This window comes from Pelomonas candidula (genome assembly GCF_043555985.1).
GTDB classification, from domain to species: domain Bacteria; phylum Pseudomonadota; class Gammaproteobacteria; order Burkholderiales; family Burkholderiaceae_C; genus Pelomonas; species Pelomonas candidula.
In genome coordinates this window covers 366025-389134 of sequence record NZ_JBIGIC010000004.1, presented here as the reverse complement: position 1 = coordinate 389134, position 23110 = coordinate 366025, and the positions used below count along the sequence as shown (strand labels likewise).

General features: G+C 67.9%; 23 protein-coding genes. 13 read left to right on the top strand and 10 right to left on the bottom strand.

Translation table 11 applies throughout. The annotated features are described in order from the left end of the window. The first annotated feature begins 142 nt into the window (after positions 1-142). The 3 genes from hpnC to hpnE are packed head-to-tail and all read left to right on the top strand — an operon-like array spanning position 143 to position 3107. Positions 143-967 carry a squalene synthase HpnC gene (hpnC, locus tag ACG04R_RS10575; protein ID WP_394409324.1) on the top strand — a complete coding sequence of 275 codons (825 nt, stop codon included), beginning with the start codon at positions 143-145 and terminating at the stop codon, positions 965-967. Next, positions 964-1812, top strand: a complete 849-nt coding sequence (hpnD, locus tag ACG04R_RS10570) for a presqualene diphosphate synthase HpnD (protein ID WP_394409321.1) — start codon at positions 964-966, stop codon at positions 1810-1812. The genes hpnC and hpnD overlap by 4 nt, the downstream gene beginning before the upstream one ends. Continuing rightward, positions 1809-3107: a hydroxysqualene dehydroxylase HpnE gene (gene hpnE, locus ACG04R_RS10565; protein WP_394409318.1), complete on the top strand. Its 1299-nt coding sequence runs from the start codon at positions 1809-1811 to the stop codon at positions 3105-3107. Before hpnD ends, hpnE begins: the two co-directional genes overlap by 4 nt. On the opposite strand, the gene ACG04R_RS10560 is transcribed toward hpnE, so the two are convergent. Continuing rightward, the gene (locus ACG04R_RS10560; protein WP_394409315.1) at positions 3026-4108 is read right to left on the bottom strand and encodes a TIGR03790 family protein; all 1083 of its coding nucleotides are present in this window, start codon (positions 4106-4108) and stop codon (positions 3026-3028) included. The genes hpnE and ACG04R_RS10560 overlap by 82 nt on opposite strands. Positions 4109-4181: 73 nt before the next feature. Here ACG04R_RS10560 and ACG04R_RS10555 point away from each other — a divergent pair, with 73 nt between their 5' ends. After that, on the top strand, positions 4182-4952 hold the full coding sequence (locus tag ACG04R_RS10555) for an IclR family transcriptional regulator (protein ID WP_394409312.1): 771 nt from the start codon (positions 4182-4184) through the stop codon (positions 4950-4952). Positions 4953-5011: 59 nt separating this feature from the next. On the opposite strand, the gene pbpG is transcribed toward ACG04R_RS10555, so the two are convergent. The 4 genes from pbpG to pssA form a co-directional block, all read right to left on the bottom strand. Further along, entirely contained in the window at positions 5012-5965 is a 954-nt protein-coding gene (gene pbpG / locus ACG04R_RS10550; protein ID WP_394409309.1) for a D-alanyl-D-alanine endopeptidase, read from the bottom strand. Positions 5966-6388: 423 nt separating this feature from the next. Further along, positions 6389-7930, bottom strand: coding sequence for a 2-isopropylmalate synthase (locus ACG04R_RS10545; protein ID WP_394409306.1), 1542 nt, complete (start codon positions 7928-7930; stop codon positions 6389-6391). Next, positions 7927-9615 carry a 2-isopropylmalate synthase gene (gene leuA / locus ACG04R_RS10540; RefSeq protein WP_394409303.1) on the bottom strand — a complete coding sequence of 563 codons (1689 nt, stop codon included), beginning with the start codon at positions 9613-9615 and terminating at the stop codon, positions 7927-7929. The genes ACG04R_RS10545 and leuA overlap by 4 nt, the downstream gene beginning before the upstream one ends. Before the next feature lie 349 nt (positions 9616-9964). Then, positions 9965-10789, bottom strand: a complete 825-nt coding sequence (gene pssA / locus ACG04R_RS10535) for a CDP-diacylglycerol--serine O-phosphatidyltransferase (protein ID WP_394409300.1) — start codon at positions 10787-10789, stop codon at positions 9965-9967. Between the two features lie 84 nt (positions 10790-10873). Between pssA and ACG04R_RS10530 the strand changes: the two genes are divergently transcribed. Next, entirely contained in the window at positions 10874-11374 is a 501-nt protein-coding gene (locus tag ACG04R_RS10530) for a DUF1579 domain-containing protein (protein WP_394409297.1), read from the top strand. Positions 11375-11431: 57 nt separating this feature from the next. Here ACG04R_RS10530 and ilvC read toward each other — a convergent pair whose 3' ends face one another. From ilvC to ACG04R_RS10515, 3 genes are all read right to left on the bottom strand, one after another. Next, complete coding sequence (gene ilvC / locus ACG04R_RS10525) at positions 11432-12448, bottom strand: ketol-acid reductoisomerase (protein ID WP_394409294.1); 1017 nt, start codon at positions 12446-12448, stop codon at positions 11432-11434. A 21-nt stretch (positions 12449-12469) separates the two neighbouring features. Beyond that, the gene (gene ilvN, locus ACG04R_RS10520; RefSeq protein ID WP_394409289.1) at positions 12470-12961 is read right to left on the bottom strand and encodes an acetolactate synthase small subunit; all 492 of its coding nucleotides are present in this window, start codon (positions 12959-12961) and stop codon (positions 12470-12472) included. Positions 12962-13122: 161 nt separating this feature from the next. Beyond that, positions 13123-14907, bottom strand: a complete 1785-nt coding sequence (locus tag ACG04R_RS10515; RefSeq protein ID WP_394409284.1) for an acetolactate synthase 3 catalytic subunit — start codon at positions 14905-14907, stop codon at positions 13123-13125. Between the two features lie 232 nt (positions 14908-15139). On the opposite strand from ACG04R_RS10515, the gene ACG04R_RS10510 reads away from it, so the two are divergent. The 7 genes from ACG04R_RS10510 (at position 15140) to ACG04R_RS10480 (ending at position 19362) form a co-directional block, all read left to right on the top strand. Further along, positions 15140-15706 (top strand): RNA polymerase sigma factor, encoded by a 567-nt coding sequence (locus ACG04R_RS10510; RefSeq protein ID WP_394409280.1) that lies wholly within the window; start codon positions 15140-15142, stop codon positions 15704-15706. Next, entirely contained in the window at positions 15703-16179 is a 477-nt protein-coding gene (locus tag ACG04R_RS10505) for a DUF3619 family protein (protein WP_394409277.1), read from the top strand. Before ACG04R_RS10510 ends, ACG04R_RS10505 begins: the two co-directional genes overlap by 4 nt. Positions 16180-16183: 4 nt before the next feature. After that, complete coding sequence (locus tag ACG04R_RS10500; RefSeq protein ID WP_394409273.1) at positions 16184-16996, top strand: DUF3106 domain-containing protein; 813 nt, start codon at positions 16184-16186, stop codon at positions 16994-16996. Beyond that, positions 16993-17505 carry an RDD family protein gene (locus ACG04R_RS10495; RefSeq protein WP_394409270.1) on the top strand — a complete coding sequence of 171 codons (513 nt, stop codon included), beginning with the start codon at positions 16993-16995 and terminating at the stop codon, positions 17503-17505. Before ACG04R_RS10500 ends, ACG04R_RS10495 begins: the two co-directional genes overlap by 4 nt. Then, entirely contained in the window at positions 17502-17879 is a 378-nt protein-coding gene (locus ACG04R_RS10490) for a diacylglycerol kinase (protein ID WP_394409267.1), read from the top strand. The genes ACG04R_RS10495 and ACG04R_RS10490 overlap by 4 nt, the downstream gene beginning before the upstream one ends. 19 nt (positions 17880-17898) lie before the next feature. Next, positions 17899-18684: an AraC family transcriptional regulator gene (locus ACG04R_RS10485; protein WP_394409264.1), complete on the top strand. Its 786-nt coding sequence runs from the start codon at positions 17899-17901 to the stop codon at positions 18682-18684. 66 nt (positions 18685-18750) lie between these two features. Continuing rightward, on the top strand, positions 18751-19362 hold the full coding sequence (locus ACG04R_RS10480; RefSeq protein ID WP_394409261.1) for a LysE family translocator: 612 nt from the start codon (positions 18751-18753) through the stop codon (positions 19360-19362). Between the two features lie 151 nt (positions 19363-19513). Here the strand turns inward: ACG04R_RS10480 and ACG04R_RS10475 are convergent, their stop codons facing one another. Further along, positions 19514-19852 carry a P-II family nitrogen regulator gene (locus ACG04R_RS10475; RefSeq protein ID WP_268151514.1) on the bottom strand — a complete coding sequence of 113 codons (339 nt, stop codon included), beginning with the start codon at positions 19850-19852 and terminating at the stop codon, positions 19514-19516. Positions 19853-19885: 33 nt separating this feature from the next. Continuing rightward, positions 19886-21880, bottom strand: a complete 1995-nt coding sequence (locus ACG04R_RS10470) for an NAD(+) synthase (protein WP_394409257.1) — start codon at positions 21878-21880, stop codon at positions 19886-19888. 67 nt (positions 21881-21947) lie between these two features. On the opposite strand from ACG04R_RS10470, the gene ACG04R_RS10465 reads away from it, so the two are divergent. After that, on the top strand, positions 21948-23099 hold the full coding sequence (locus ACG04R_RS10465; RefSeq protein WP_394409254.1) for a GNAT family N-acetyltransferase: 1152 nt from the start codon (positions 21948-21950) through the stop codon (positions 23097-23099). Positions 23100-23110 lie beyond the last annotated feature (11 nt).

Below are 23110 nucleotides of genomic sequence, written 5' to 3'. Positions count from 1 at the left end.
AGACCTCGGCAAGGGATGGGCAGCCGGCTTCAAACTTAATGACCGGCGGGTCAGTAATGTATTCAGACCCGGTGACAACTGTCAAACCTCGCAGAATTTCGCTTGAACAGCGCGGCTTTGCAAGCGGAACTTGAGAAAAAGCTTGAGCGTCGACCACTACGAAAACTTTCCCGTTGCTTCGCTGCTGTGCCCGCCCGCGCTGCGGCCGGCGGTGGTGGCCATCTACCACTTCGCCCGCACGGCCGACGACCTGGCCGACGAGGGAACGGCCTCCACCAGCGAGCGGGTCCAGGCCTTGCGCGACTACCGGGCCGACCTCGGCGCCGTCGTCGCCGGCCGGCCGCCCTCCCCGCGCTGGCCACAGGTCTTCACGCCACTGGCGCGCGAGACGTATCGCCTGCAGCCCGCACTGCTGCACGACCTGCTGGACGCGTTCGAGCAGGACCTGACCCCGCCGCGCTACCGAGACCGCGCCCACCTGCTGGACTACTGCCGCCGCTCGGCCAACCCCGTCGGCCGCCTGCTGCTGGGGCTGTACGGCGTGGGCGACGCCGACTCGCTGCGCCGCTCGGACGCCATCTGCTCGGCACTGCAACTCATCAACTTCTGGCAGGACTTCACCCGCGATGGTCCCAACGGCCGGCTCTACGTGCCGCAGGACGACCTTGACCGCCGTGGCGTGACCGCCGAGGCCGTGCTCGCCTGCCACGACAGCCCTGCGGCCCGCGCCCTGATCCGCGACCTCTGCGCCTGGGCCCACGAGCTGATGCGAGAGGGTGCGCCGCTGGCCCTGACCCTGCCCGGCCGTGCCGGCTGGGAGCTGCGCCTCGTCGTGCAGGGCGGCCTGCTCATCCTCGACAAGATCGCCGCGTCTTCCTACGACAGCCTGCTGCGCCGCCCCGCAATCAAGGCCTGGGACCTGCCACGCCTGGTCTGGCGTGCGCTGACAATGCGCGCCACATCATGAGTCCCGAGCAATACGTCCAGGAGAAGGCCGCCGCGAGCGGTTCGAGCTTCTACTACGCCTTCCTGTTCCTGCCGCCCCCCCGGCGCGCAGCCATCACGGCCTTCTACGCGTTCTGCCGCGAGGTCGACGACGTCGTCGACGAGACGCAGGACGCCGGCGTCGCCGCCACCAAGCTGGCCTGGTGGCGCAAGGAAGCCGCCGCGGCCTTTGCCGGCCAGCCCAGCCACCCCGCGATGAAGGCGCTGATGCCGCACGTGCAGGCCTACGACATCCGGCTGGAACACCTGCTGGCCGTCATCGAGGGCTGCGAGATGGACCTGCAGCAGACGCGCTACCTCGACTACGCCGGCCTGGCCCGCTACTGCCACCTGGTCGCCGGCATCGTCGGCGAGGTGGCCAGCGGCATCTTCGGCCGCACGCAGCCGCAGACCATCGAGTACGCGCACAAGCTCGGGCTGGCCATGCAGCTGACCAACATCGTGCGAGACGTCGGCGACGACGCGCGGCGTGGCCGCATCTACCTGCCGGTGAACGAGCTGCAGCAATTCGGCGTGAAGGCCAACGAGATCCTGCTGCGCAGCAAGCCCTGGGGCTACAGCGAGCGCTTCACGGCGCTGATGAAGTTCCAGGCGGAGCGGGCGCACCGCCTGTACGACGAGGCGCTGGCGCTGCTGCCCGACGTCGACCGTGCCGCGCAGAAGCCCGGCCTCATGATGGCCAACATCTACCGCGCGCTGCTCGTCGAGATCGAGCGCGAGGACTTCCAGGTGCTGCACCAGCGCATCGCGTTGACGCCGCTGCGCAAGCTCTGGATCGCGATGAAAACCAACTGGCGCGGCCGGTGAGCAAGGTCGCCGTCATCGGCGGCGGCTGGGCCGGCATTGCCGCGGCGGTCGCGCTGGCCGACGCGGGCCACGACATCGCCGTCTTCGAAATGGCGCCACAGCTCGGCGGCCGGGCGCGCAGCGTTGCCGGCCAGCCGGACTACGACAACGGCCAGCACATCCTCATCGGTGCCTATCGCGACAGCCTCGCGCTGATGCGCCGGCTGGGTGTCGATCCCGAGCAAGTGTTGAAGCGCCTGCCGCTGGCCCTGCCCTACCCCGGCGAGCCGGGGCTGCGGCTGCCGCCCGGTTCGCCGCTGGTCGCCTTCACGCGCGGCGTGCTGGCCCACCGCGGCTGGCCGCTGGGCGCTCGGCTGGGCCTGCTGGCCGCGGCCGGCGGCTGGCTGGCCCGGGGCTTTCGCTGCGACGCGGCCTTGAGCGTCGCCGAGCTGTGCGCCGGACTGCCCGCCGCCGTCAAGCGCGACCTCGTCGAGCCGCTGTGCGTCGCCGCGCTGAACACACCCGCACCGCAGGCCAGCGCCCGCGTCTTCTTGCGCGTGCTGAAGGATGCGCTGTTCAGCGGCCCCGGCAGCGCCGACCTGCTGCTGCCGCGCCGGCCGCTGTCCGACCTGCTGGCAGGGCCGGCGGCGGCCTGGCTGGGTGACCGGCTGAGGCTGGGCACGCGCGTGCAGGCCGTCGAGCCCGGCTGGCGCGTCGACGGCGAACGCTTCGACGCCGTCGTGCTGGCCTGCACCAGCGTCGAGACCGCACGGCTGACGGCCGACGTCGCGCCTGCCTGGTCCGCCACCGCGCAAGGCCTGGGCTTCGAGCCCATCGTCACCGTCTACCTGCACAGCCCCGGCAGCGCGCTGCCGTCGCCGATGCTGGCACTGCGTGAAGGACCGGACGCGCCGGCACAGTTCGTCTTCGATCACGGCGCGCTGGGCGGCGCCCCAGGGCGCTTCGCCTTCGTCGTCAGCGGCGCCGCGCCGTGGGTCGCCCGGGGCGGCTGTGCGGAGGCCGTGCTCGCGCAGGCGGTGCGCGAGCTGCGCTGGGCCTCGCCGCCCGTGATCGACAAGGTGCTGACCGAGAAGCGCGCCACCTTCGCCTGCACGCCCGGTCTCGTCCGACCGCCGGCCTTCATCGCAACCGGCCTGTGGGCCGCCGGCGACTACGTCGAAGGCCCCTACCCCGCCACGCTCGAAGGCGCCGTGCGCGCCGGCCGCGTGGCCGCTCAGGGCGTGGGCGCCGAGGCCGGCGGCACCGGAACCGGCGCGAAGGGCGCCGCCAGCGGCTCGCCGACGAACACCCCCTGACCCGGCCACGCGACGCTGTGCCAGTAGGCCTCCAGCGCGCTGACGCCCTGCGCGTAGGCTTGGATCAGCACCTGCGGGTGCGGGAACTTCTGCAAATGGTTGCACGGCTCGCTGACCGTGCCATAGCTGGCCGTCGCGCCGGCATCGATCCAGTCCAGGATGTTCATCTGGCCATCGCCCACACCCCGGTCGAGCTGGCCACCGAAGGACGTCAGGTGATCCGCCAGCGCACCGGGCAGCCATTCACCGCCCAGCGGCGCCGGCACGCGGGCCAGGCCGGTCTCGTAGATCAGCGTGCGGCGCAGCGACGGCAGCGCGTCGCTCTTCACCCGCGCGACCTCGAAGCCGGCCACGCCCGGCACCGGCCCCGCTGGCGGGAACAGGCGCTCGCGCACATTGCGGTTGGCATCGGGCGTCACGGCCAGCCAGGCCATCGCCGGATCGGCAGCGCCCGCCGCCAACGTGTGGTCCGACGCGATGCCGCGCTCGATCATGGCCATCGCAGCCGGCACCGAGCGGGCGGCCAGTTGCATTGACGGGCGCAGGCCCAGCACGATCCAAGGCCGCGCGCCGAAATAGCTCCCGTAGGGGCTGGCGCGTGTCGCCGCGCAGCTGTTTGCGCAGACGTCCGGCTGCAGACCCATGCCCAGCGCGCTCGTCAGCGAGTTGCATTCCACGGCATAGGGCTGCACCCAGGCCAGCGCCAGGCCATTGACGCCCTCGGGCATCTGGCTGCGGATGGCCTGGTCCAGCGCCACGAACTCCTCATGCGTGAGGCTGTTCCGCCTGGGCAGTTGCACGCGCACGACGTTGGCCTCCGGGATGCCGCGACGCCGCGCGTAGTACTCGCCGATGGCCACCGAGTACGGGTCGGCCGTGTTGATGACCAGCCCCAGCTCATTGGCCGTGATGCGGCCATAGAGCTTGGGCATGCGGCCCCAGCGCTCTTGCGCCGCCGGCTCGGCCGCCGGGGCGGCGCCGGCGCACGCCAGCAACAGCATTCCTAGGGCTTGCCACCTGCTGAACACTGCTTTCGCCATACAAAACACCGGCAATCTCCCCCACAATGAAGCCATGAAATCCAAAGAGGCGCAGCAAACCCCGGCGATCCAGGTGCTGGAGCGCATGTTCGCGCTGCTGGATGTGCTGGCCAGCCACCAGGACCCGGTCTCGCTGAAGGCCTTGTCCGAGGCCACCGGCCTGCATCCGTCCACGGCCCACCGCATTCTCAATGACCTGACGATCGGCCGTTATGTGGACCGGCCCGAGGCGGGCAGCTATCGCCTGGGCATGCGCATGCTGGAGCTGGGCAACCTCGTCAAGGCAAGGCTGGACGTGCGCGACGCCGCGCTGCCCGCGATGCGCGAGCTGCACAAGTTCACCCATCAGCCGGTCAACCTGTCGGTGCGCCAGGGCGACGAGATCGTCTACATCGAGCGCACCTATTCCGAGCGCTCCGGCATGCAGGTCGTGCGCGCCGTCGGTGGCCGCGCGCCGCTGCACCTCACATCCGTGGGCAAGCTCTTCCTGGCCAGCGACGACAGCCCGCGCGTGCGCGCGTACGCCACGCGCACGGGCCTCTCAGGCCACACGCGCAACAGCCTGACCGACGTCGGCGCGCTGGAGCGCGAGCTGGCCATGGTGCGCCAGCGCGGCATCGCCCGCGACGACGAGGAGCTGGAACTGGGCGTGCGCTGCATGGCCGCCGGCATCTACGACGACCAGGCCAAGCTGGTCGCCGGCCTGTCCATCTCGGCCCCGGCTGACCGGCTGGAGGAAGGTTGGGTCGTGCGGCTCAAGGAGACCGCGGCGCAGATCTCCACGGCGCTGGGCTACCGGGCCTAGGCGACAAAAACAAAAGCGGCGCCTAAGCGCCGCTTGTTCTTTGAGGATCGAAGCTGCCGTCAGAGCTTGCCCGAAGCCGCCGGCGTTGCCTCACCCGGCAGCGAGGTCAGCCACTTGCGCATGCGCTCGGCATCGGCGATCCGCGACGCCTTGCCGCTGGAGTCCAGGAACACCATGATCAGCTGGCGACCGGCCATGCGGGCCTGCATGACCAGGCACTTGCCAGCCTCGTTGATGAAACCGGTCTTCTGCAGCCCGATGTCCCACAGCGGGTTGGACAGCAGGCCGTTCGTCGAGCGGAATTGCACCAGGCGCTTGCCCAGCGCAACACGGGCCTCGCGGGACGTCGACAGGTCGCGCAGCAGCGGCACCTGGCTGGTCACGTTGACGAGCTTGGCCAGGTCGGCCGCGCTGCTCTGGTTGCGGCTGGAAAGGCCGGTGGGTTCGACATAGTGCGTGTCGGCCATGCCAAGGCTCTGCGCCTTGGCATTCATGGCAGCCACGAAAGCCTCCAGGCCGCCAGGATAGTTGCGGCCCAATGCATGGGCCGCGCGGTTCTCGCTGGACATCAGCGCCAGGTGCAGCATGTCGCCACGCGTCAGCGTCGTACCGAAGGCCAGGCGCGAGCCGGTGTTCTTCTCGGTGTCCTTGTCGTCCTCGGTGACCGTCAGCTTTTCGTCCATCGGCAGGCCCGACTCGACGACGACCAGCGCCGTCATCAGCTTCGTGATGGACGCGATGGGCAGCACGGCCTGAGGGTTCTTGGAAAAGAGCACCTCGTTGGTGTTCTGGTCCAGCACATAGGCAACGCTGGACTTCAGCGACAGCGGGTCATCCACCGCATGCAGACCGGCAGCCATGCCGAACGTGGCGACGGCCGGCGTGAACGCGACCGGCTTGCGCAGCACGACGGACTTGACCTTGCGGGTCTGCGTGGCGGCTGGCTTGGCTTTGGTGGACTTGCTGGCAGTGGCGGCCTCGGCGGTGCCCACGGACAGCAGGGCGAGGCTCAAGAGTGCAACGGCAAAAGTCTTCAACGGAATCCCCAACAGCAGGGCGGCAGTGTACGTGACGCCAAAATCACTGACAAGATAAGAACTTAAATGCGATATCTCAAGTGAAATCCGGCCCGTTTCCGGGCGACCTCACCGATGCCACCGCCGTCGGTTCTGTCGCTTTGCAGCGGCTCAAACGCACGGAAGTAGGCCTTGGCTGACAAGGTAGGGGTATCGGGATCAGCCCGAAAGCCACCTGGCCGGCCGCTCCCGCGCGCTGCCAGCGGGTGACCTGGGCCCGATTCTGAGGTCGCGCCACGCCGCGCGAACCTCAAGCAGCGGGGCGATTCCGCGCCAGATTGCACGTGGCTTGGTAACGGTTGCACCCGGCGTGACGCGCATCACGCCGGTTACACCGCCTCCCGGCGGTGCACGGCCAGCTCAGCCCTGGGCGGCGACCCGCTCGATCTTGCTCTGCAGCTTGTTCAGCGCGGAGAGGTAGGCCTTGGCGGACGCGACGACGATGTCCGGGTCCGCACCCACGCCGTTGACGACGCGACCGGCGTGCTGCAACCGCACCGTCACCTCGCCCTGGGACTCGGTGCTGCCGCCGGTGATGGCATTGACCGAGTACAGCAGCAGCTCCGCCCCCGACTCGACGACGCTCTCGATGGCGCGCAGCGTGGCGTCCACCGGGCCGTTGCCGTCGCTCTCGGCACGATGCTCCTGCGAACCGACGGCAAACACGACGGCGGCGTGCGGGCGCTCGCCGGTCTCGGAGCGCTGCGACAGCGACAGCAGGCGGAAATGCTCCTGCTCGGCCGTCACGGACTCGTCCATGACCAGGGCGATGATGTCCTCGTCGAAGATCTCGTTCTTGCGGTCGGCCAGGTCCTTGAAGCGCACGAAGGCGGCGTTGACCTCGGCCTCGCTCTCCAGCTGGATGCCCAGCTCCTGCAGGCGCTGCTTGAAGGCGTTGCGACCCGACAGCTTGCCCAGCACGATCTTGTTGGCCGCCCAGCCCACGTCCTCGGCACGCATGATCTCGTAGGTGTCGCGCGCCTTCAGCACGCCGTCCTGGTGGATGCCGGACGCATGCGCGAACGCGTTGGCGCCGACGACCGCCTTGTTGGGCTGCACGACGAAGCCGGTGGTCTGCGACACAAGCTTGGAGGCCGGCACGATCTGCGACGTCTCGATGCCGACGTCCAGGCCGAAGTAGTCGCGCCGCGTGCGCACGGCCATGACGACTTCTTCCAGAGAACAGTTACCGGCGCGTTCGCCCAGGCCATTGATCGTGCACTCGATCTGCCGCGCACCACCGATCTTCACGCCGGCCAGCGAGTTGGCGACTGCCATGCCCAGGTCGTTGTGGCAGTGCACGCTCCAGATCGCCTTGTCGCTGTTCGGCACCTTCTCGCGCAGGCGGCGGATGAAGTCGCCATACAGCTCGGGGATGCCGTAGCCGACGGTGTCGGGGATGTTGATCGTGCCGGCGCCTTCCTGGATGACGGACTCGCAGACGCGGGCCAGGAAGTCGATGTCGGAACGGTAGCCGTCCTCGGGCGAGAACTCGATGTCGCCGCACAGGTTGCGCGCAAAGCGCACGGCCAGCGTCGCCTGCTCCAGCACCTGTTCGCGCGTCATGCGCAGCTTCTTCTCCATGTGGAGTTCGCTGGTGGCGATGAAGGTGTGGATACGCGCACTGTTCGCGCCGGCCAGCGCCTCGGCGGCGCGCGAGATGTCGCGGTCGTTGGCGCGGGCCAGCGAGCAGATGGTGCTGTCCTTGACGGCAGCAGCGATGGCCTTCACGGCCTCGAAGTCGCCATTGCTCGACGCCGCAAAGCCGGCCTCGATGACGTCGACCTTCATGCGCTCCAGTTGGCGGGCGATGCGCAGCTTCTCCTCGCGCGTCATGGATGCGCCGGGCGACTGCTCGCCGTCGCGCAGCGTGGTGTCGAAGATGATGAGCTTGTCGGTCATCGCACGTTCTCCTCACGTTGTTGGGGCACGGTCAGTTCGGCACGCGACAGGCCGGACAGGATGGCCTGCATGGACGCACGCACGATGCTGCCATCGATGCCGACGCCGTGGCGCGTCTCGTTGCCGACGCGCAGTTCCAGGTAGGCCACCGCGCGGGCGTCGGCACCGCTGCCGATGGAATGCTCGTGGTAGTCCAGCACGCGGACTTCCTGGCCGATGCGCGCCGACAGTGCGTTGACGAAGGCGTCGATGGGGCCGTTGCCCTCGCCCTGCACATGGCCCATCCAGCCGCCCAGCACGACCTCGGTGGACAAGCGCATGGCGCCACCGGCGACCTCGGTCATCTGCGGCTGCACGACGGACACGGCAGCATCGCCGATGCCGTACTCACGCTCGAAGATCGCGTAGAGATCGGCGGCCGTCAGCTCCTTGCCGGCATCGTCCATGACGCGCTGCACGACCTGGCTGAACTCGATCTGCAGGCGGCGCGGCATCTCCAGGCCGTACTCGGCCTCCAGCAGGTAGGCGATGCCGCCCTTGCCCGACTGGCTGTTCACGCGGATGACGGCATCGTAGCTGCGGCCCAGATCCTTGGGGTCGACGGGCAGGTAGGGCATGTCCCAGATGTCGCCGTCCTTGCGCGCCGCGAAGGCCTTCTTGATGGCGTCCTGGTGGGAGCCGGAGAAGGAGGTGTACACGAGATCGCCCACGTACGGATGGCGTGGGTGGACCGGGATCTGCGTGCAGTGTTCAACGCAGCGGCGCACCTCGTCGATGTCCGAGAAGTCCAGCTGCGGGTCCACACCCTGGGTGTAGAGATTCAGTGCGATGTTGACGAGGTCGACGTTGCCGGTGCGCTCGCCGTTGCCGAACAGGCAGCCCTCGATGCGGTCGGCGCCGGCCATCAGCGCCAACTCACCGGCCGCCGTGCCGGTGCCACGGTCGTTGTGCGGGTGGACCGACAGCACGATGCAGTCGCGGCGCTCGAGGTGGCGATGCATCCACTCGATCATGTCCGCGAAGATGTTGGGCGTGCTGTGCTCGACGGTGGACGGCAGGTTGATGATGCACTTGCGCTCGGGCGTCGGCTCCCAGACCGCCGTCACCGCATCGACGATGCGCTTGCTGAATGCCAGCTCCGTGCCGGAGAACATCTCGGGCGAATACTCGAAGCGCCAGTCGGTGTTCGGTCGCGCGGCGGCGAGCTCCTTGATCTGGCGGGCGTGCGACGACGCGAGTTCCACGATGCCGTCTTCGTCCGAACCGAGCACGACGCGACGCATGATGGGCGCGACGGCGTTGTAGACGTGGACGATGACACGCTTGGCGCCGTCCAGCGACTCGAAGGTGCGGTCGATCAGGTGGGCGCGCGCCTGCGTCAGCACCTGGATGGTCACGTCGTCGGGGATGTGGCCGCCGTCGATGAGCAGGCGGAGGAAGTCGAACTCGGTCTGCGACGCCGACGGGAAACCGACCTCGATCTCCTTGAAGCCGATCTTCACCAGCTGCTGGAACATGCGCAGCTTGCGGGCGATGTCCATCGGCTCGATGAGCGCCTGGTTGCCGTCACGCAGGTCGGTGCTCAGCCAGATCGGCGCGCGGGTCAGCACGGTGTCGGGCCAGGTGCGGTCCGGCAAGGCGATCGGGGCGAAGGCGCGGTACTTGCGCTGCGGTTGCTTCAACATGGTGTCCATCCGTGAGTGGGGTGGCGCAACCGGCAGCCTTTGAAAACACGAACGGCCCGCTGCGGTTGCATACGGGCCGTTGGGGTCAGATGTGCGAAGGCGTGACTGACTAGCGAACCCGTGGTTCCTCTAGGGCTAGTAGCAGCAGGCCGATCGCGAAATTCATGGGGACGGAATCTAGCACGAAAGCGGAAGCGTTGAGCAAGCCCTCGCGATGCTGCGCGCCCTGGTTTGGGATGGGCGGCAAGGCGCAAACCGCAGCCATGGTTTCACCATGGCGAGGATTTGCAACGCAGCCGACCGCCCAAAGCAGGGATGCGCTGCGCGCGGAGGGCTTGTTGAGCGCTTCCTACTGATGCAAGCCACGTTCATCGGGCTCGTCGGTGCTCGTGGAAATCACGCTGACCGGCTTGCCCTTGGCCTTGCGCCAGCCGTAGATGACGTAGCCCGACAGCCCGTAGACACAGAACACGCCGAAGAGCACGCGTGCCGGGTCCAGCGCCGCAAGGCCGATGCCCAGCATGATGACGACCAGCACGATGAAGGGCACGCTGCGCCGGCGGTCGAAGACTTTGAAGCTGTAGAAGGGCGCATTCGTGACCATCGAAAGGCCGGCGAACAGCGTCACGCCGTAAGCCGCCCAGGCGATCCAGCTACCAGGTACCGGGCGCGGGCTTTCGGCACCGTCCACGACGGCCCAGATCATGCCCATGACGATGGCCGCCGCGGCCGGGCTGGGCAGGCCCTGGAAGTAGCGCTTGTCGACGACGCCGATGTTGACGTTGAAGCGCGCCAGCCTGAGCGCGGCGCCGGCGATGTAGACGAAGGCCGGAATCCAGCCCGGCTTGCCCATGTCCTTCAGCGCCCACATGTAGACGATCAGCGCCGGCGCGGCGCCGAAGGCAACCATGTCGGACAGGCTGTCCATCTGTTCGCCGAAGGCGGATTGCGTGTTGGTCATGCGCGCGACGCGGCCATCCAGGCTGTCGAGAATGGCGGCGGCGAAGATGGCCACGCAGGCCACCTCGAAGCGGCCGTTCATGGCCATGACGATGGCGTAGAAGGCGCTGAACAGCGCACCCAGCGTGATGGCGTTGGGCAGCGCGTAGATGCCTTTGCGGCGGGGGCGGACGGCCGTGCTGGGCTCGTCGTCCTCGATGGGATCATGGGTCATGGGCGGCAGGATAGCGCAGGGGCCTGCTGACAAGACCGGGAGCGTGCCAAACCTAGCATGGACCGCCCCTTTGAAAGCCCCCCCATGCTGCAAGACCTCGACCCCGACGCGCCCGCCGATTTCGACTTCATCATCGGCGACTGGCGCGTGCTGCACGAACGACTGAACTCGCGGCTCGCCGGCTGCACGGAATGGACGCGATTCGAGGGCCACACGTCGACGCGCAAGATCCTCGGCGGCTGGGGCAATCTGGAGGACAACCTGCTGCACCTGCCCCATGACCAAGGGGGCGACTACCGCGCCGTGGCGATGCGCTCCTTCAACAAGGCCACGGGCCAGTGGGCGATCTGGTGGCTGGACAACCGTTCGCCGCATGCACTGGACGTACCGGTGCTTGGCGCCTTCGAGCACGGCGTTGGCCACTTCTACGCGGACGACCTGCTCGACGGCCGGCCCATCCGCGTGCGCTTCACCTGGCTCATCGGCGCCGACGGCCGTCCGCGCTGGGAGCAGGCCTTCTCACCGGACGGTGGCACGACGTGGGAGACGAACTGGCGCATGCAGTTCATCCGCATCGTCCCCTGAAAGCAGAAAAGGCCGGCGCCTCGCGGCACCGGCCTTTCATCGCCCGAAGGCGACGATTCAGTTCTTGGACTTGTCGACCAGCTTGTTGGCCTTGATCCAGGGCATCATCGCGCGCAGCTTCTCGCCGACGACTTCGATGGGGTGCTCGGCGGTCAGGCGACGGCGGCTCAGCAGTGTCGGGGCGCCGGCCTTGTTTTCCAGGATGAAGGACTTGGCGTAGTCGCCGGTCTGGATGTCCTTCAGGCACTGGCGCATCGCGTTCTTGGTGTCTTCGGTCACGACACGGACACCCGTCACGTACTCGCCGTACTCGGCGTTGTTCGAGATCGAGTAGTTCATGTTCGCGATGCCGCCTTCGTAGATCAGGTCCACGATGAGCTTGAGCTCGTGCAAGCACTCGAAGTAGGCCATTTCGGGCGCGTAGCCGGCTTCCACCAGCGTCTCGAAGCCGGCCTTGATCAGCTCGACCGTGCCGCCGCACAGAACCGCTTGTTCGCCGAACAGGTCGGTCTCGGTTTCCTCACGGAAGTTGGTCTCGATGATGCCGGCCTTGCCGCCGCCGTTGGCAGCGGCGTAGCTCAGGGCCAGGTCACGGGCCTTGCCGGACTTGTCGGCGTGGACGGCGATCAGGTGGGGCACGCCGCCACCTTGGCGGTAGGTGCCGCGCACGGTGTGGCCGGGGGCCTTGGGAGCGACCATCCAGACGTCCAGGTCGGCGCGCGGCGTGACCTGACCGTAGTGCACGTTGAAGCCGTGCGCAAAGGCCAGCGAAGCGCCTTGCTTGATGTTGGGTTCGACTTCGTTCTTGTAGACGTCGGCGATCTGCTCGTCAGGCAGCAGGATCATGACGACGTCGGCCGACTTCACGGCTTCAGCGATCTCGGCAACCTTCAGGCCAGCGCCTTCGGCCTTGGCCCAGGATGCGCCGTTGCGACGCAGCGCGACGGTGACCTTGCAGCCGCTGTCGTTCAGGTTCTGCGCGTGGGCATGACCTTGCGAGCCGTAGCCGATGATGGTGACGTTCTTGCCCTTGATGAGGCTCAGGTCGGCGTCTTTGTCGTAGTAAACGTTCATGGTTCTCTCCAGGGGAAGGGGTTAGACGCGCAGGATGCGCTCGCCGCGGCCAATGCCGCTGGCGCCGGTGCGGACGGTTTCGAGGATGGCGGCGCGGTCGATCGCGTCGATGAAAGCGTCGAGCTTGCCGGCGTCGCCGGTCAGCTCGATGGTGTAGGTCTTCTCGGTCACGTCGATGATGCGGCCGCGGAAGATGTCGGCGGTGCGCTTCATCTCCTCGCGTTCCTTGCCGACGGCGCGCACCTTGATGAGCATCAGCTCACGCTCGGTGTAGTTGCCTTCGGTCAGGTCGACGACCTTGACGACCTCGATGAGGCGGTTCAGGTGCTTGGTGATCTGCTCGATGATCTCGTCGCTGCCCGTCGTGACGATGGTCATGCGCGACAGCGAGGGGTCTTCCGTCGGCGCGACAGTCAAGCTCTCGATGTTGTAGCCGCGGGCGGAGAACAGGCCGACGACGCGCGACAGCGCACCGGGCTCGTTTTCGAGGAGCAAAGCAATGATGTGTTTCATGGATCTCGTCCTTCGCGCTCTTCAGCGCCGCTGGCGGTAACCAGCGAGCCTTGGCAGCGGGTTCGAATCGTTGAGGGAGTGCCTTCGTCGGCTGTACTCGTCATTCGCCGCAGACCTCAACGAGGGCGGCAACCCTCGCCAAAGTCCGCGGCTTCAGCCGATCACAGGTCTTCCGAGCCCAGCAGCATTTCCGAGATGCCCTTGCCCGCCTTGACCATGGGCCAGACGTTCTCGGTCGGATCGGTGCGGATGTCGAGAAACACCGTACGGTCCTTCAGGCGCATGGCTTCCTTCAGCGCGGGCTCCACGTCACTCGGCTTCTCGACCAGGATGCCGACGTGGCCATAGGCCTCGGCCAGCTTCACGAAGTCGGGCAGCGCGTCCATGTAGCTGTGCGAGTAGCGGCCTTCATAGTCGAGCTGCTGCCACTGGCGCACCATGCCCAGGTAGCGGTTGTTCAGCGAGACGATCTTGACCGGCGTCTTGTACTGGAAGCAGGTCGACAGTTCCTGGATGCACATCTGGATGCTGCCTTCGCCAGTGATGCAGAACACATCGGACTCCGGCTTGGCGAGCTTGATGCCCATCGCGTACGGCAGGCCCACGCCCATCGTGCCCAGGCCGCCGGAGTTGATCCAGCGGCGCGGCTCGTCGAACTTGTAGTACTGCGCGGCCCACATCTGGTGCTGGCCGACGTCCGACGTGATGTAGGTGTCGCGGTCGCGGGTCAGCTGCCACAGCTTGTCGACGACCATCTGCGGCTTGATGACCTCGGTGGAGTCCTTGAACGACAGGCAGTCCTTGCGGCGCCATTCGTTGATCTGGCTCCACCAGGCGTTGACGGACGTCGCGTCCGGCTTGGCCTGCGCCTCCTTCAGCTGGGCGATCAGCTCCTGCAGCACGTCCTTCACATCACCCACGATGGGGATGTCGACGCGCACGCGCTTGGAGATCGACGACGGGTCGATGTCCACGTGGATGATCTTGCGCTCCACTTGAGCGAAGTGCTTGGGGTTGCCGATGACGCGGTCGTCGAAGCGCGCGCCCACGGCCAGCAGCACGTCGCAGTGCTGCATGGTCATGTTGGCTTCGTAGGTGCCGTGCATGCCCAGCATGCCCAGGAACCGCGGGTCGGTGCCAGGCATCGCGCCCAGGCCCATCAGCGTGTTCGTGCAGGGGAAGCCCAGCAGGTCGACCAGTTGCCGCAGTTCAGCCGTCGCTTCACCGAGGATGACGCCACCGCCCGTGTAGATGTAGGGGCGCTTGGCCTGCAGCAGCAACTGAACGGCCTTGCGGATCTGGCCGCTGTGGCCCTTCTTCGCCGGCGTGTACGAGCGCATCTCGACGCGGTCCGGGTAGCTGAAGGTCGTCTTGGCGAGCGACACGTCCTTGGGGATGTCCACGACGACCGGGCCGGGGCGACCGGTGCGGGCGATGTGGAAGGCCTTCTTCAGCGTCAGCGCCAGGTCGCGCACATCCTTCACGAGGAAGTTGTGCTTGACGATGGGGCGCGTGATGCCGACCGTGTCGCACTCCTGGAAGGCGTCCAGGCCGATCGCCGGCGTGGGGACCTGACCCGTGATGATGACCATCGGGATCGAGTCCATGTAGGCCGTCGCGATGCCGGTCACGGCATTCGTGACGCCCGGGCCCGAAGTGACCAGCGCGACGCCGACTTCGCCGGAGGCGCGGGCAAAGCCGTCAGCGGCATGCACGGCGGCCTGCTCGTGACGCACCAGCACATGCTGGATGCTGTCCTGCTTGTAGAGCGCGTCGTAGATGTAGAGCACCGCGCCGCCGGGGTAACCCCAGAGATGGCGCACCCCTTCGGCCTGCAGGCAGCGAACGAGGATCTCGGAGCCATTGAGCTCCGTCGGTGTTTGGGAGGGGGAGGATTGCGGCTGCGCCAGGGAGGCGCGCTTGAGTTCCGCGGCAGACATGTCCATTTTTAGAACCTTTGTGAATTTCTCTAACGAAAAACCATTGGTGCTCCTCTTCTCACCCTCATGAGGTGGATTCGGAACCTGCGCGGTCAAAAGATGGGACCCCAGTCGGGTGGCCACCGAAAGACCAGATGACGCTTTATGCGAGCTTGGATTATGCCGGGCAAAAACGCCTTAGCCTTCGTATCAGGCGAATGCCATAATCCCGCGCTGCCGTCCGGACCCCGCCCAAGCCTTGGCCACCGACAAAGAACTCAACGATTTCCTGCGCACCGTGGACCGCCGCGCCTTCAAGCGCACGGCCTACCTGGTTCGAGACGACGATGCCGCCCTGGACATCGTGCAGGACGCCATGATCAAGCTGGCAGAAAACTACTTCGACCGCCCCGCGGCCGAACTGCCGCTGCTGTTCCAGCGCATCCTGTCGAACGCGACGATGGACTACTTCCGTCGTCAGAAGGTGCGCAAGGCGGTCATGACCAACATGTCCGACTTCGAGGGCGCATCCTCGGACGAGGACTTCGACCTGCTGGAAATCCTCGAATCCCAGGATGGCGCTCTGGGCGCTTTGAGCGCCGCCGACGAGGTCAGCCGGGCGCAAATCTTGCAACGTATCGAGGCAGAGGTGGAGCAGTTGCCAGCACGTCAACGGGAAGCCTTCCTGCTGCGTTACTGGGAGGAACTGGATGTTGCCGAGACCGCCTCCGTGATGGGCTGTTCCGAGGGCAGCGTGAAAACGCACTGCTCCCGGGCCGTTCATGCACTGGCAAAAGCGCTCAAGGCCAAGGGGATCACGCTATGAAGTCGCCTCAATTTTCTGCCCCGTCTGCTGAACTGGACGCGCGCGTCACCCGGTTCGGCCTGCGCATTGCCGCCGGCCTGACCGAGAGCAGCGCCGCGCTGCCGCATGACGTGACCGAACGCCTGCGCTTCGCCCGCGAGCAGGCACTGGCGCGTGCCGCGCAGGCCCGCGCGGCACGCGCCACCAAGCTCGCCACAAGCCCCGCCAGCGCCGGTGTGGTGCACATGGGGTCCACGCTGGCGCTGAGCGGCGGCCCGCGTGGCGGCGCAGACAACGGCCTGTGGGCCAAGCTGGTCTCCGCGTTGCCGCTGCTGCTGCTGCTGGGCGGCCTGCTGCTGATGCAGCACAGCCGGTACAACCAGCAGATCGCCGCGGCCGCCGAGGTCGACACCGCGCTGCTCAGCGACAACCTGCCGCCGTCCGCATTCAGCGACCCCGGCTTCGCGGAGTTCCTCAGAGATGGGGAAGAATGACCGGATGCGCCTGACCTGCCCCCGTCTGCTGATGGCCCTGCTGCTCGGCGCAGCGGGGCTTTCTGCTTTTGCGCAAGCCCCCGAGGCCGCCGCGTCGGCACCCGTCGTCGCCGCCAGCGCCGCCGTGCCAGCACCGGCCCCCAAGCCGCTGCATCTCGCCAAGCCTGCGGTGCCGCCTCTCGCGGCGCCGCCCGCCACCTGGGCCGGCCTGACGCTGAAACAGCGCGAGATGCTGGCACCGCTGGAGCGCGACTGGGCCGGCATGAGCGAATCTCAGCGCAGCAAGTGGCTGAGCGCCACGCCGACACTGGCCACGCTGCCGGCACCCGAACTGGCACGCGTGCATGAGCGCATGCGCGCCTGGGCCCAGTTGTCGCCGGCCGAGCGTACCAACGCCCGCATCGGCTTCCAGGTCGCCAAGCAGGTGGACGCCGAGCAGCGCCAGGCCAAGTGGGAGGCCTATCAGGCCCTGTCGCCCGAGAAACGCCAGGCGCTGGCCGCCAAGGCCCAGGCGCGCCGCCAGGCCCAGGCCCAGGCCACGGCGCCCGGCCCGGTCGCCAAGCCTATGACTGCGGTACCGAAGTCCAACATCGTCCCCGCCGCGCCCAAGCTCGTATCGCCGACGCCGGTGACGGGCAGCCTTGTCCAGGCCAAGCCGGGTGCGACGACGGTGCTGATCACTCGCACGACGAGGCTGCCCAGCCACCATTCGGCCGGCGAGACCAAGATCGTCGCCGACCCGGCACTGGTGGACCCGCAGACGCTGCTGCCCCGGTCGCTGAAGGCGCCCTTACCCGCCTCCGCCCCGCGTCCATGAGCGAGCCGGCCGACCTGGTCGCCACGCCTCCGGGCCTGGCGCGACGCTTCGCGGCCTTGCTCTACGAGGGCGTGCTGCTCTTTGGCGTTCTCTTCCCCGCCAGCTTCCTGTACTCGGTGCTGACGAACCAGCAACATGCCCGCGAAGGCCGCGTCGGCCTGGGCCTGTTCCTGTTCGCCGTGATGGGCCTGTACTTCGTCGGCTTCTGGACGCGCTCGGGCCAAACGCTCGCCATGAAGACCTGGCATCTGCGCGTCACCGACGCCAGCGGCCGCCCGCTGGGCTGGGGCCGCGCACTGCTGCGCTACTGCTTCAGCTGGCTGTGGTTCCTGCCCGCGCTGGTCAGCGTCTGGGCCCTGAACCTGCACGGCTGGGCCGCACTCGCCGGCAGCCTGCTGGCAGGCCTGGCCGGCTACCTGCTCGTCGCACGGCTGCACCCGCAGCGACAATTCCTGCACGACGCGATCTGCGGCTCGCGAGTCATCACCCAACCTTCCGTGCGCCCATGAGCAACCCGCACAAGGGCCGGACCGGCCTGGATCGCGTCATCCACGCCGCCGGCTATTCCTGGGCTGGCCTGAAGGCCGCCTACACCGGAGAAAGCGCCTTCCGCCAGGAGACCTGGCTGTGCGTCATCGCCGCGCCGCTGACGTTCTGGCTGGCCAAGACCTGGGAACAGGCCGCGCTGCTGCTGGGATCGCTGCTGCTGGTGCTCATCGTCGAGCTGCTGAACTCCGCCATCGAGGCCGTCGTCGATCGCGTGTCCTTCGAAAGGCACGAACTCTCCAAGCGGGCCAAGGACATCGCCAGCGCCGCGGTGCTGATGGCACTGGTGCTGGCAGCCGGCATCTGGGGCGCGGCGGCCTGGCAGCACCTGCGCTGAGCGTGACAAAGTCGGGCCGATGAAGACGGCCCGCGACTTCAACCTGATTCCCAGCCACGTCGACGGCATCGACGTGATGATGGCCGACTCCGCGCGGGCTTTCGGCCGCCACACGCATGACGAGTTCGGCATCGGCCTCATCGAGCGCGGTGCGCAGAAGTCGGCCAGCGGGCGCGGCATCGTCGAGGCCGGCGCGGGTGACCTCATCACCGTCAACCCGGGCGAGGTGCACGACGGCAAGCCGTTCGACGCGAGCGGGCGGCGCTGGCGCATGCTCTACATCGCGCCGGACCGGTTGCTGGACGCGGCGGCAGACATCGAGCCCGGCGCGTCGTTCGAGTTCGAGGCGCCGGTCATCCGTGACGCAAGGTTGTCGGCCCGCTTCAGGACGCTGTTCAACGCCGTGACGACGGAGGATGCCCTGCGGTCAGAGACCGCGCTGCTGACGCTGGCGGTGCAATTGATGAAGCCCTCCCGCGCCGGCAAGCCTGCCGTGAACGCGGGCGTCGCCGCAGCACGCGAGCATATCGACGACGACCCGGCAGCGAGCCCCACCCTCCGCGATCTGGCCGCCAGAGCCGGCTTGAGCCGCTACCAGTTCCTGCGCGCCTTCACGCATCTCACCGGCCTGCCGCCGCACGCCTACCTGCTGCAGCGCCGCGTGCAGCACGCCCGCCAGCTCGTGCGCGACGGCCTGCCGTTGGCCGAGGCCGCTGCGGCCAGCGGCTTTGCGGACCAGAGCCACATGACGCGCTGCTTCGTGCGCAGCTTCGGCCTGACGCCGGGCGCCTTCGCGCCGCGCTGAAATTTCATTCAAGACGGCACCGAGGCTCGCGCCACAGCATGAGCACTCCCAACAAGGAGCGCTTGCATGAATTTCGAATTCCTGACCGTCTCGCTGCTGGTCGTCGCCTCGCCCGGCACGGGCGCAGCCGTGACCATCGCCACCGGCCTGTCGCGCGGCTCGCGCACCGCCACCGTCGCGGCACTGGGCTGCACGCTGGGCATCGTGCCGCACATGCTGGCGGCCGTGACGGGCCTGGCTGCACTGCTGAATGCCAGCGCCATCGCCTTCGAAGCAGTGAAGTTCGCCGGTGTGGCCTACTTGCTCTACATCGCGTGGATGACGTGGCGCGAGCAAGGCGTGATGAAGATCGAAGCCGACAGCGCGGCGCGGTCGAACTGGCAAGTCATCCGGCACGCCGTGCTGGTCAACCTGCTCAACCCCAAGCTGTCGATGTTCTTCCTGGCCTTCTTGCCGCAGTTCATCGCCAGGGACGACGCGGCGCCGACACTGGCGATGCTGCAGCTGTCGGCCATCTTCATGGCCATGACCTTCGCGGTCTTCGCGCTCTACGGCGCCTTCGCGGCGCGCATGCGCGAGCGGGTGCTGGGCAACCCGACGGCGATGGCATGGCTGCGGCGCAGCTTCGCGGCCACGTTCGTGGCTCTCGGGGCGAAGTTGGCTTTCACGTCGCGTTGAAGCGATCCAGCGTATTTCGGGCCGAGCGCCGGGCCGCTCAGCCGGCCCGTCTGGCGATGTGCGAGCGGCTCAATGCCGCGAGCATCGCCGTCCCCTCGGGGGACCGACCAGACTTGCCGCGTTCAGCAGGCAAGGCTGGGCGAGGGGCACATCACACCGCGGCTTCGTCGGTTTCGCCCGTGCGGATGCGGATCACCTGCTCCACCGGCACGACAAAGATCTTGCCGTCGCCGATCTTGCCGGTCTTGGCGGCCTTCAGGATGGCGTCGATGCAGCGGTCGACCTCGTCGTCCTTCACGACGACCTCGACCTTGACCTTGGGCAGGAAGTCCACGACGTACTCGGCGCCGCGGTACAGCTCGGTGTGGCCCTTCTGGCGGCCGAAGCCCTTGACCTCGGTGACCGTCAGGCCCGAGGCGCCCACCTCGGCCAGCGCCTCGCGGACCTCGTCGAGCTTGAAGGGTTTGATGATGGCGGTGATCTGCTTCATGGTGCGAGGCTCCTGGTTTCGTTTGGCGTCGATTTAAGCACGTTCGTCCGGCACCCTGTCGAGGTCGGCAAGCCAGACAGCGGCTTCGGAATCGCTGGGCGCGCGCCAGTCGCCGCGCGGCGACAGCGAGCCGCCGCTGCCCACCTTCGGCGCGTTGGGCACGCAGCTGCGCTTGAACTGGCTGCCCTTGAAGAAACGCTGCACGAAGATGCGCAGCACGCGCTTGATCTCGCCCAGCGCGTAAACCTCGTTCCAGGCATGCCGCGCCAGGAAGGCGATCTTGGCCGGTGCGTAGCCATGGCGCAGCGTGTAGAACAGGTTGAAGTCCTGCAGCGCATAGGCACCCACCGTCGCCTCCGTGCTCTGCAGGCTGCCCGGGATCAGCTCGGGGCTGATCTCGGTGTCGAGGATGTCCAGCAGCACCTGCGTGTCGGTACCTTCCCCCAGCTGATGGGTCTCGGCGACCCAGCGCACCAGGTGCTGGATCAGCGTCTTGGGCACGCTGGCATTGACGTTGTAGTGCGACATATGGTCGCCCACGCCGTAGGTGCACCAGCCCAGCGCCAGCTCGGACAGGTCACCCGTGCCAAGCACCAGCCCGCCCGTCAGGTTGGCCAGGCGGAACAGATGGTTGGTGCGCTCGCCGGCCTGCACGTTCTCGAAGGTGATGTCGTAGACCGGCGCGGCCTCGCGGTGCGGGTGGCCGATGTCGGCCAGCATCTGCGCGCAGCTGGGCCGGATGTCGATCTCGCGCGCCTCGCAGCCGACGGCAGCCATCAGGCGCAGCGCCTGCGCGCGTGTGCGCTCGCCGGTGGCAAAGCCGGGCATGGTCACGCCGATGATGTTCGTGCGCGGCAGGCCCAGCGCATCCATCGCGCGGGCGGCCACAAGCAGCGCGTGCGTGGAGTCCAACCCGCCCGAGATGCCGACGACGAGCTTGTGGATGCCGCTCGATGCAAGGCGCTGGGTCAGTCCCTGGACCTGGATGTTGTAGACCTCCTGGCAGCGCTCGTCGCGGCGGCTGGGGTCCGCGGGCACATAGGGGAAGCGCTCGACGCGGCGGCGCAAGGCCAGCGGCTGGTCGCGGTCGAGGTCCAGCTTGAAGGGCACCTGCCGGAAAGCGTTCACGTAGGCGGCATGCAGCCGCACCGAGTCGCCAAAGCTCGTCTGCCGCATGCGCTCGCGGGCAAGGCGCTCCAGGTCCACGTCCGCCGTCACGAGCTGCGAGCGACGCTGGAAACGCTCCGACTCGACGAGCAGCTCGCCGTTCTCGCAGATCAGCGCCTGCCCGTCCCAGGCCAGGTCGGTCGTCGACTCGCCGGCACCCGCCGACGAATAGACGTAGGCCGCCAGGCAGCGCGCGGACTGCTGCGACACCAACTGGCGCCGGTAGCCGGCTTTGCCGATGACGACGTTGGACGCCGACAGGTTGACCAGCACCGTCGCACCGGCCAGCGCTGCGAAGGACGACGGCGGGATCGGCGTCCAGACATCCTCGCAGATCTCCACGTGCAGGCGCAGCAGCGGCAGGTCCTCGGCCGCGAACACCTGCCGGCTGCCGAACGGCACCTGCTGGCCCAGCAGCGACACGCTGTCGACCGTCGCCTCCTCGCCCGAGCAGAACTGGCGCGCCTCGTAGAACTCGCCGTAGTTCGGCAGATAGGTCTTGGGCACGATGCCGAGGATGCGGCCACGCAGCAGCACGACCGCACAGTTGAACAGGCGCTGCTCCACGCGCAGCGGCAGGCCGACGATGGCGACGGTCGCCAATTCGGTCGTGGCTGCCAGAACGGCGGCCAGTGAAGCCTCGCAGGCGTCGAGCAGTGCGCGCTGGTGGAACAGGTCGTCGCAGCTGTAGGCCGACAGGCCCAGCTCGGGAAAGGCCACGACGGCGGCGCCTTCGGCCGCGGCCTGCTTCAGCAGCGCGATGGTCTGCTCGGCGTTGAATGCCGGATCGGCCACACGGCACTGGGGCACGCCGACGGCGAGGCGGGCGAAGTCGTGGCTGTAAAGGTTGTCGAAACGCATGGCCGCATCCTGCCATCAAGAAGCCGGCGCGCCATGCGTGAATGCAAAGTGCATTCAAATGCCCGCCATGCCCACCATCCGCGTTGACGACTCGCCCGCCGCGCTGCCTCGCGAAGCCTGGAACCGCCTGCTGGAGGCGTCACCCCGGCCCACGCCCTTCATGCGCCACGAGTACCTGCAGGCCCTGCAGGACTCGGGCTCGGCCACCGCCGACACCGGCTGGCAGCCGATGTTCCTCAGCGTCTGGAACGAAGACCGGTTGCTCGCCGCCTGCCCGGCCTGGCTGAAGAGCCACTCATACGGCGAGTACGTGTTCGACTGGGCCTGGGCCGACGCCTACCGCCGCCACGGCCTGAACTACTACCCCAAGCTGCTGGTGGCCGTGCCTTTCACACCGGTGCCGGGCAGCCGCTTGCTGGCCGTGGACGACGACGCGCGGGCGCTGCTGGCCCAGGGGCTGCGCGCGCTGGCGAAGGAGACCGACGCCTCGTCCCTGCATGTGCTCTTCGGCGACGCGGCCGACCAGGCCGCGCTGGCCGCAGCGGGCTGCACGGCGCGGCACGGCGTGCAGTTCCACTGGACTGCCGAGGGCGACGCGGACTTCATTGCCTTCCTCGCCCGCCTGCAGCGCGACAAGCGCAAGAAGATCCAGCAGGAGCAGCGCCGCGTGCGCGAGGCGGGCGTCGTGTTCGAGGCCCGCGAGGGCGCGGGCATCACGGCCGAGCACTGGGACCACTTCTACCGCTGCTACCAGCAGACCTACCGCGAACACCACAGCACGCCCTATCTGCGCCGCGACTTCTTTGCCCGCATGGCCAGCGACATGCCCGGGCACTGGCTGATGTTCACGGCCCTGCGTGACGGCGAGCGCGTCGCCGCTTCACTCATCGCGCTGGACCCGGCCCGCCGCGCCGCCTTCGGCCGCTACTGGGGCGCGACCGAGCACATCCCCAACGTGCACTTCGACGCCTGCTACTACCAGCCACTGGCCTGGTGCATCGCCAATGGCTACCAGCGCTTCGAGGGCGGTGCGCAGGGCGAGCACAAGATGGCGCGCGGGCTGATGCCCACGCCCACCGCCTCCAGCCACTGGCTGGCACACCCGGCGTTTGCCGACGCCGTGAACGAGTTCCTGGCCCGCGAGGGCGAGGCCATGGCCGGCTACCTCGGCGAGCTGAACGAGCACGCGCCCTTCAAGGCCGCGCCATCGGGCTCGTAAAAACAAAAACG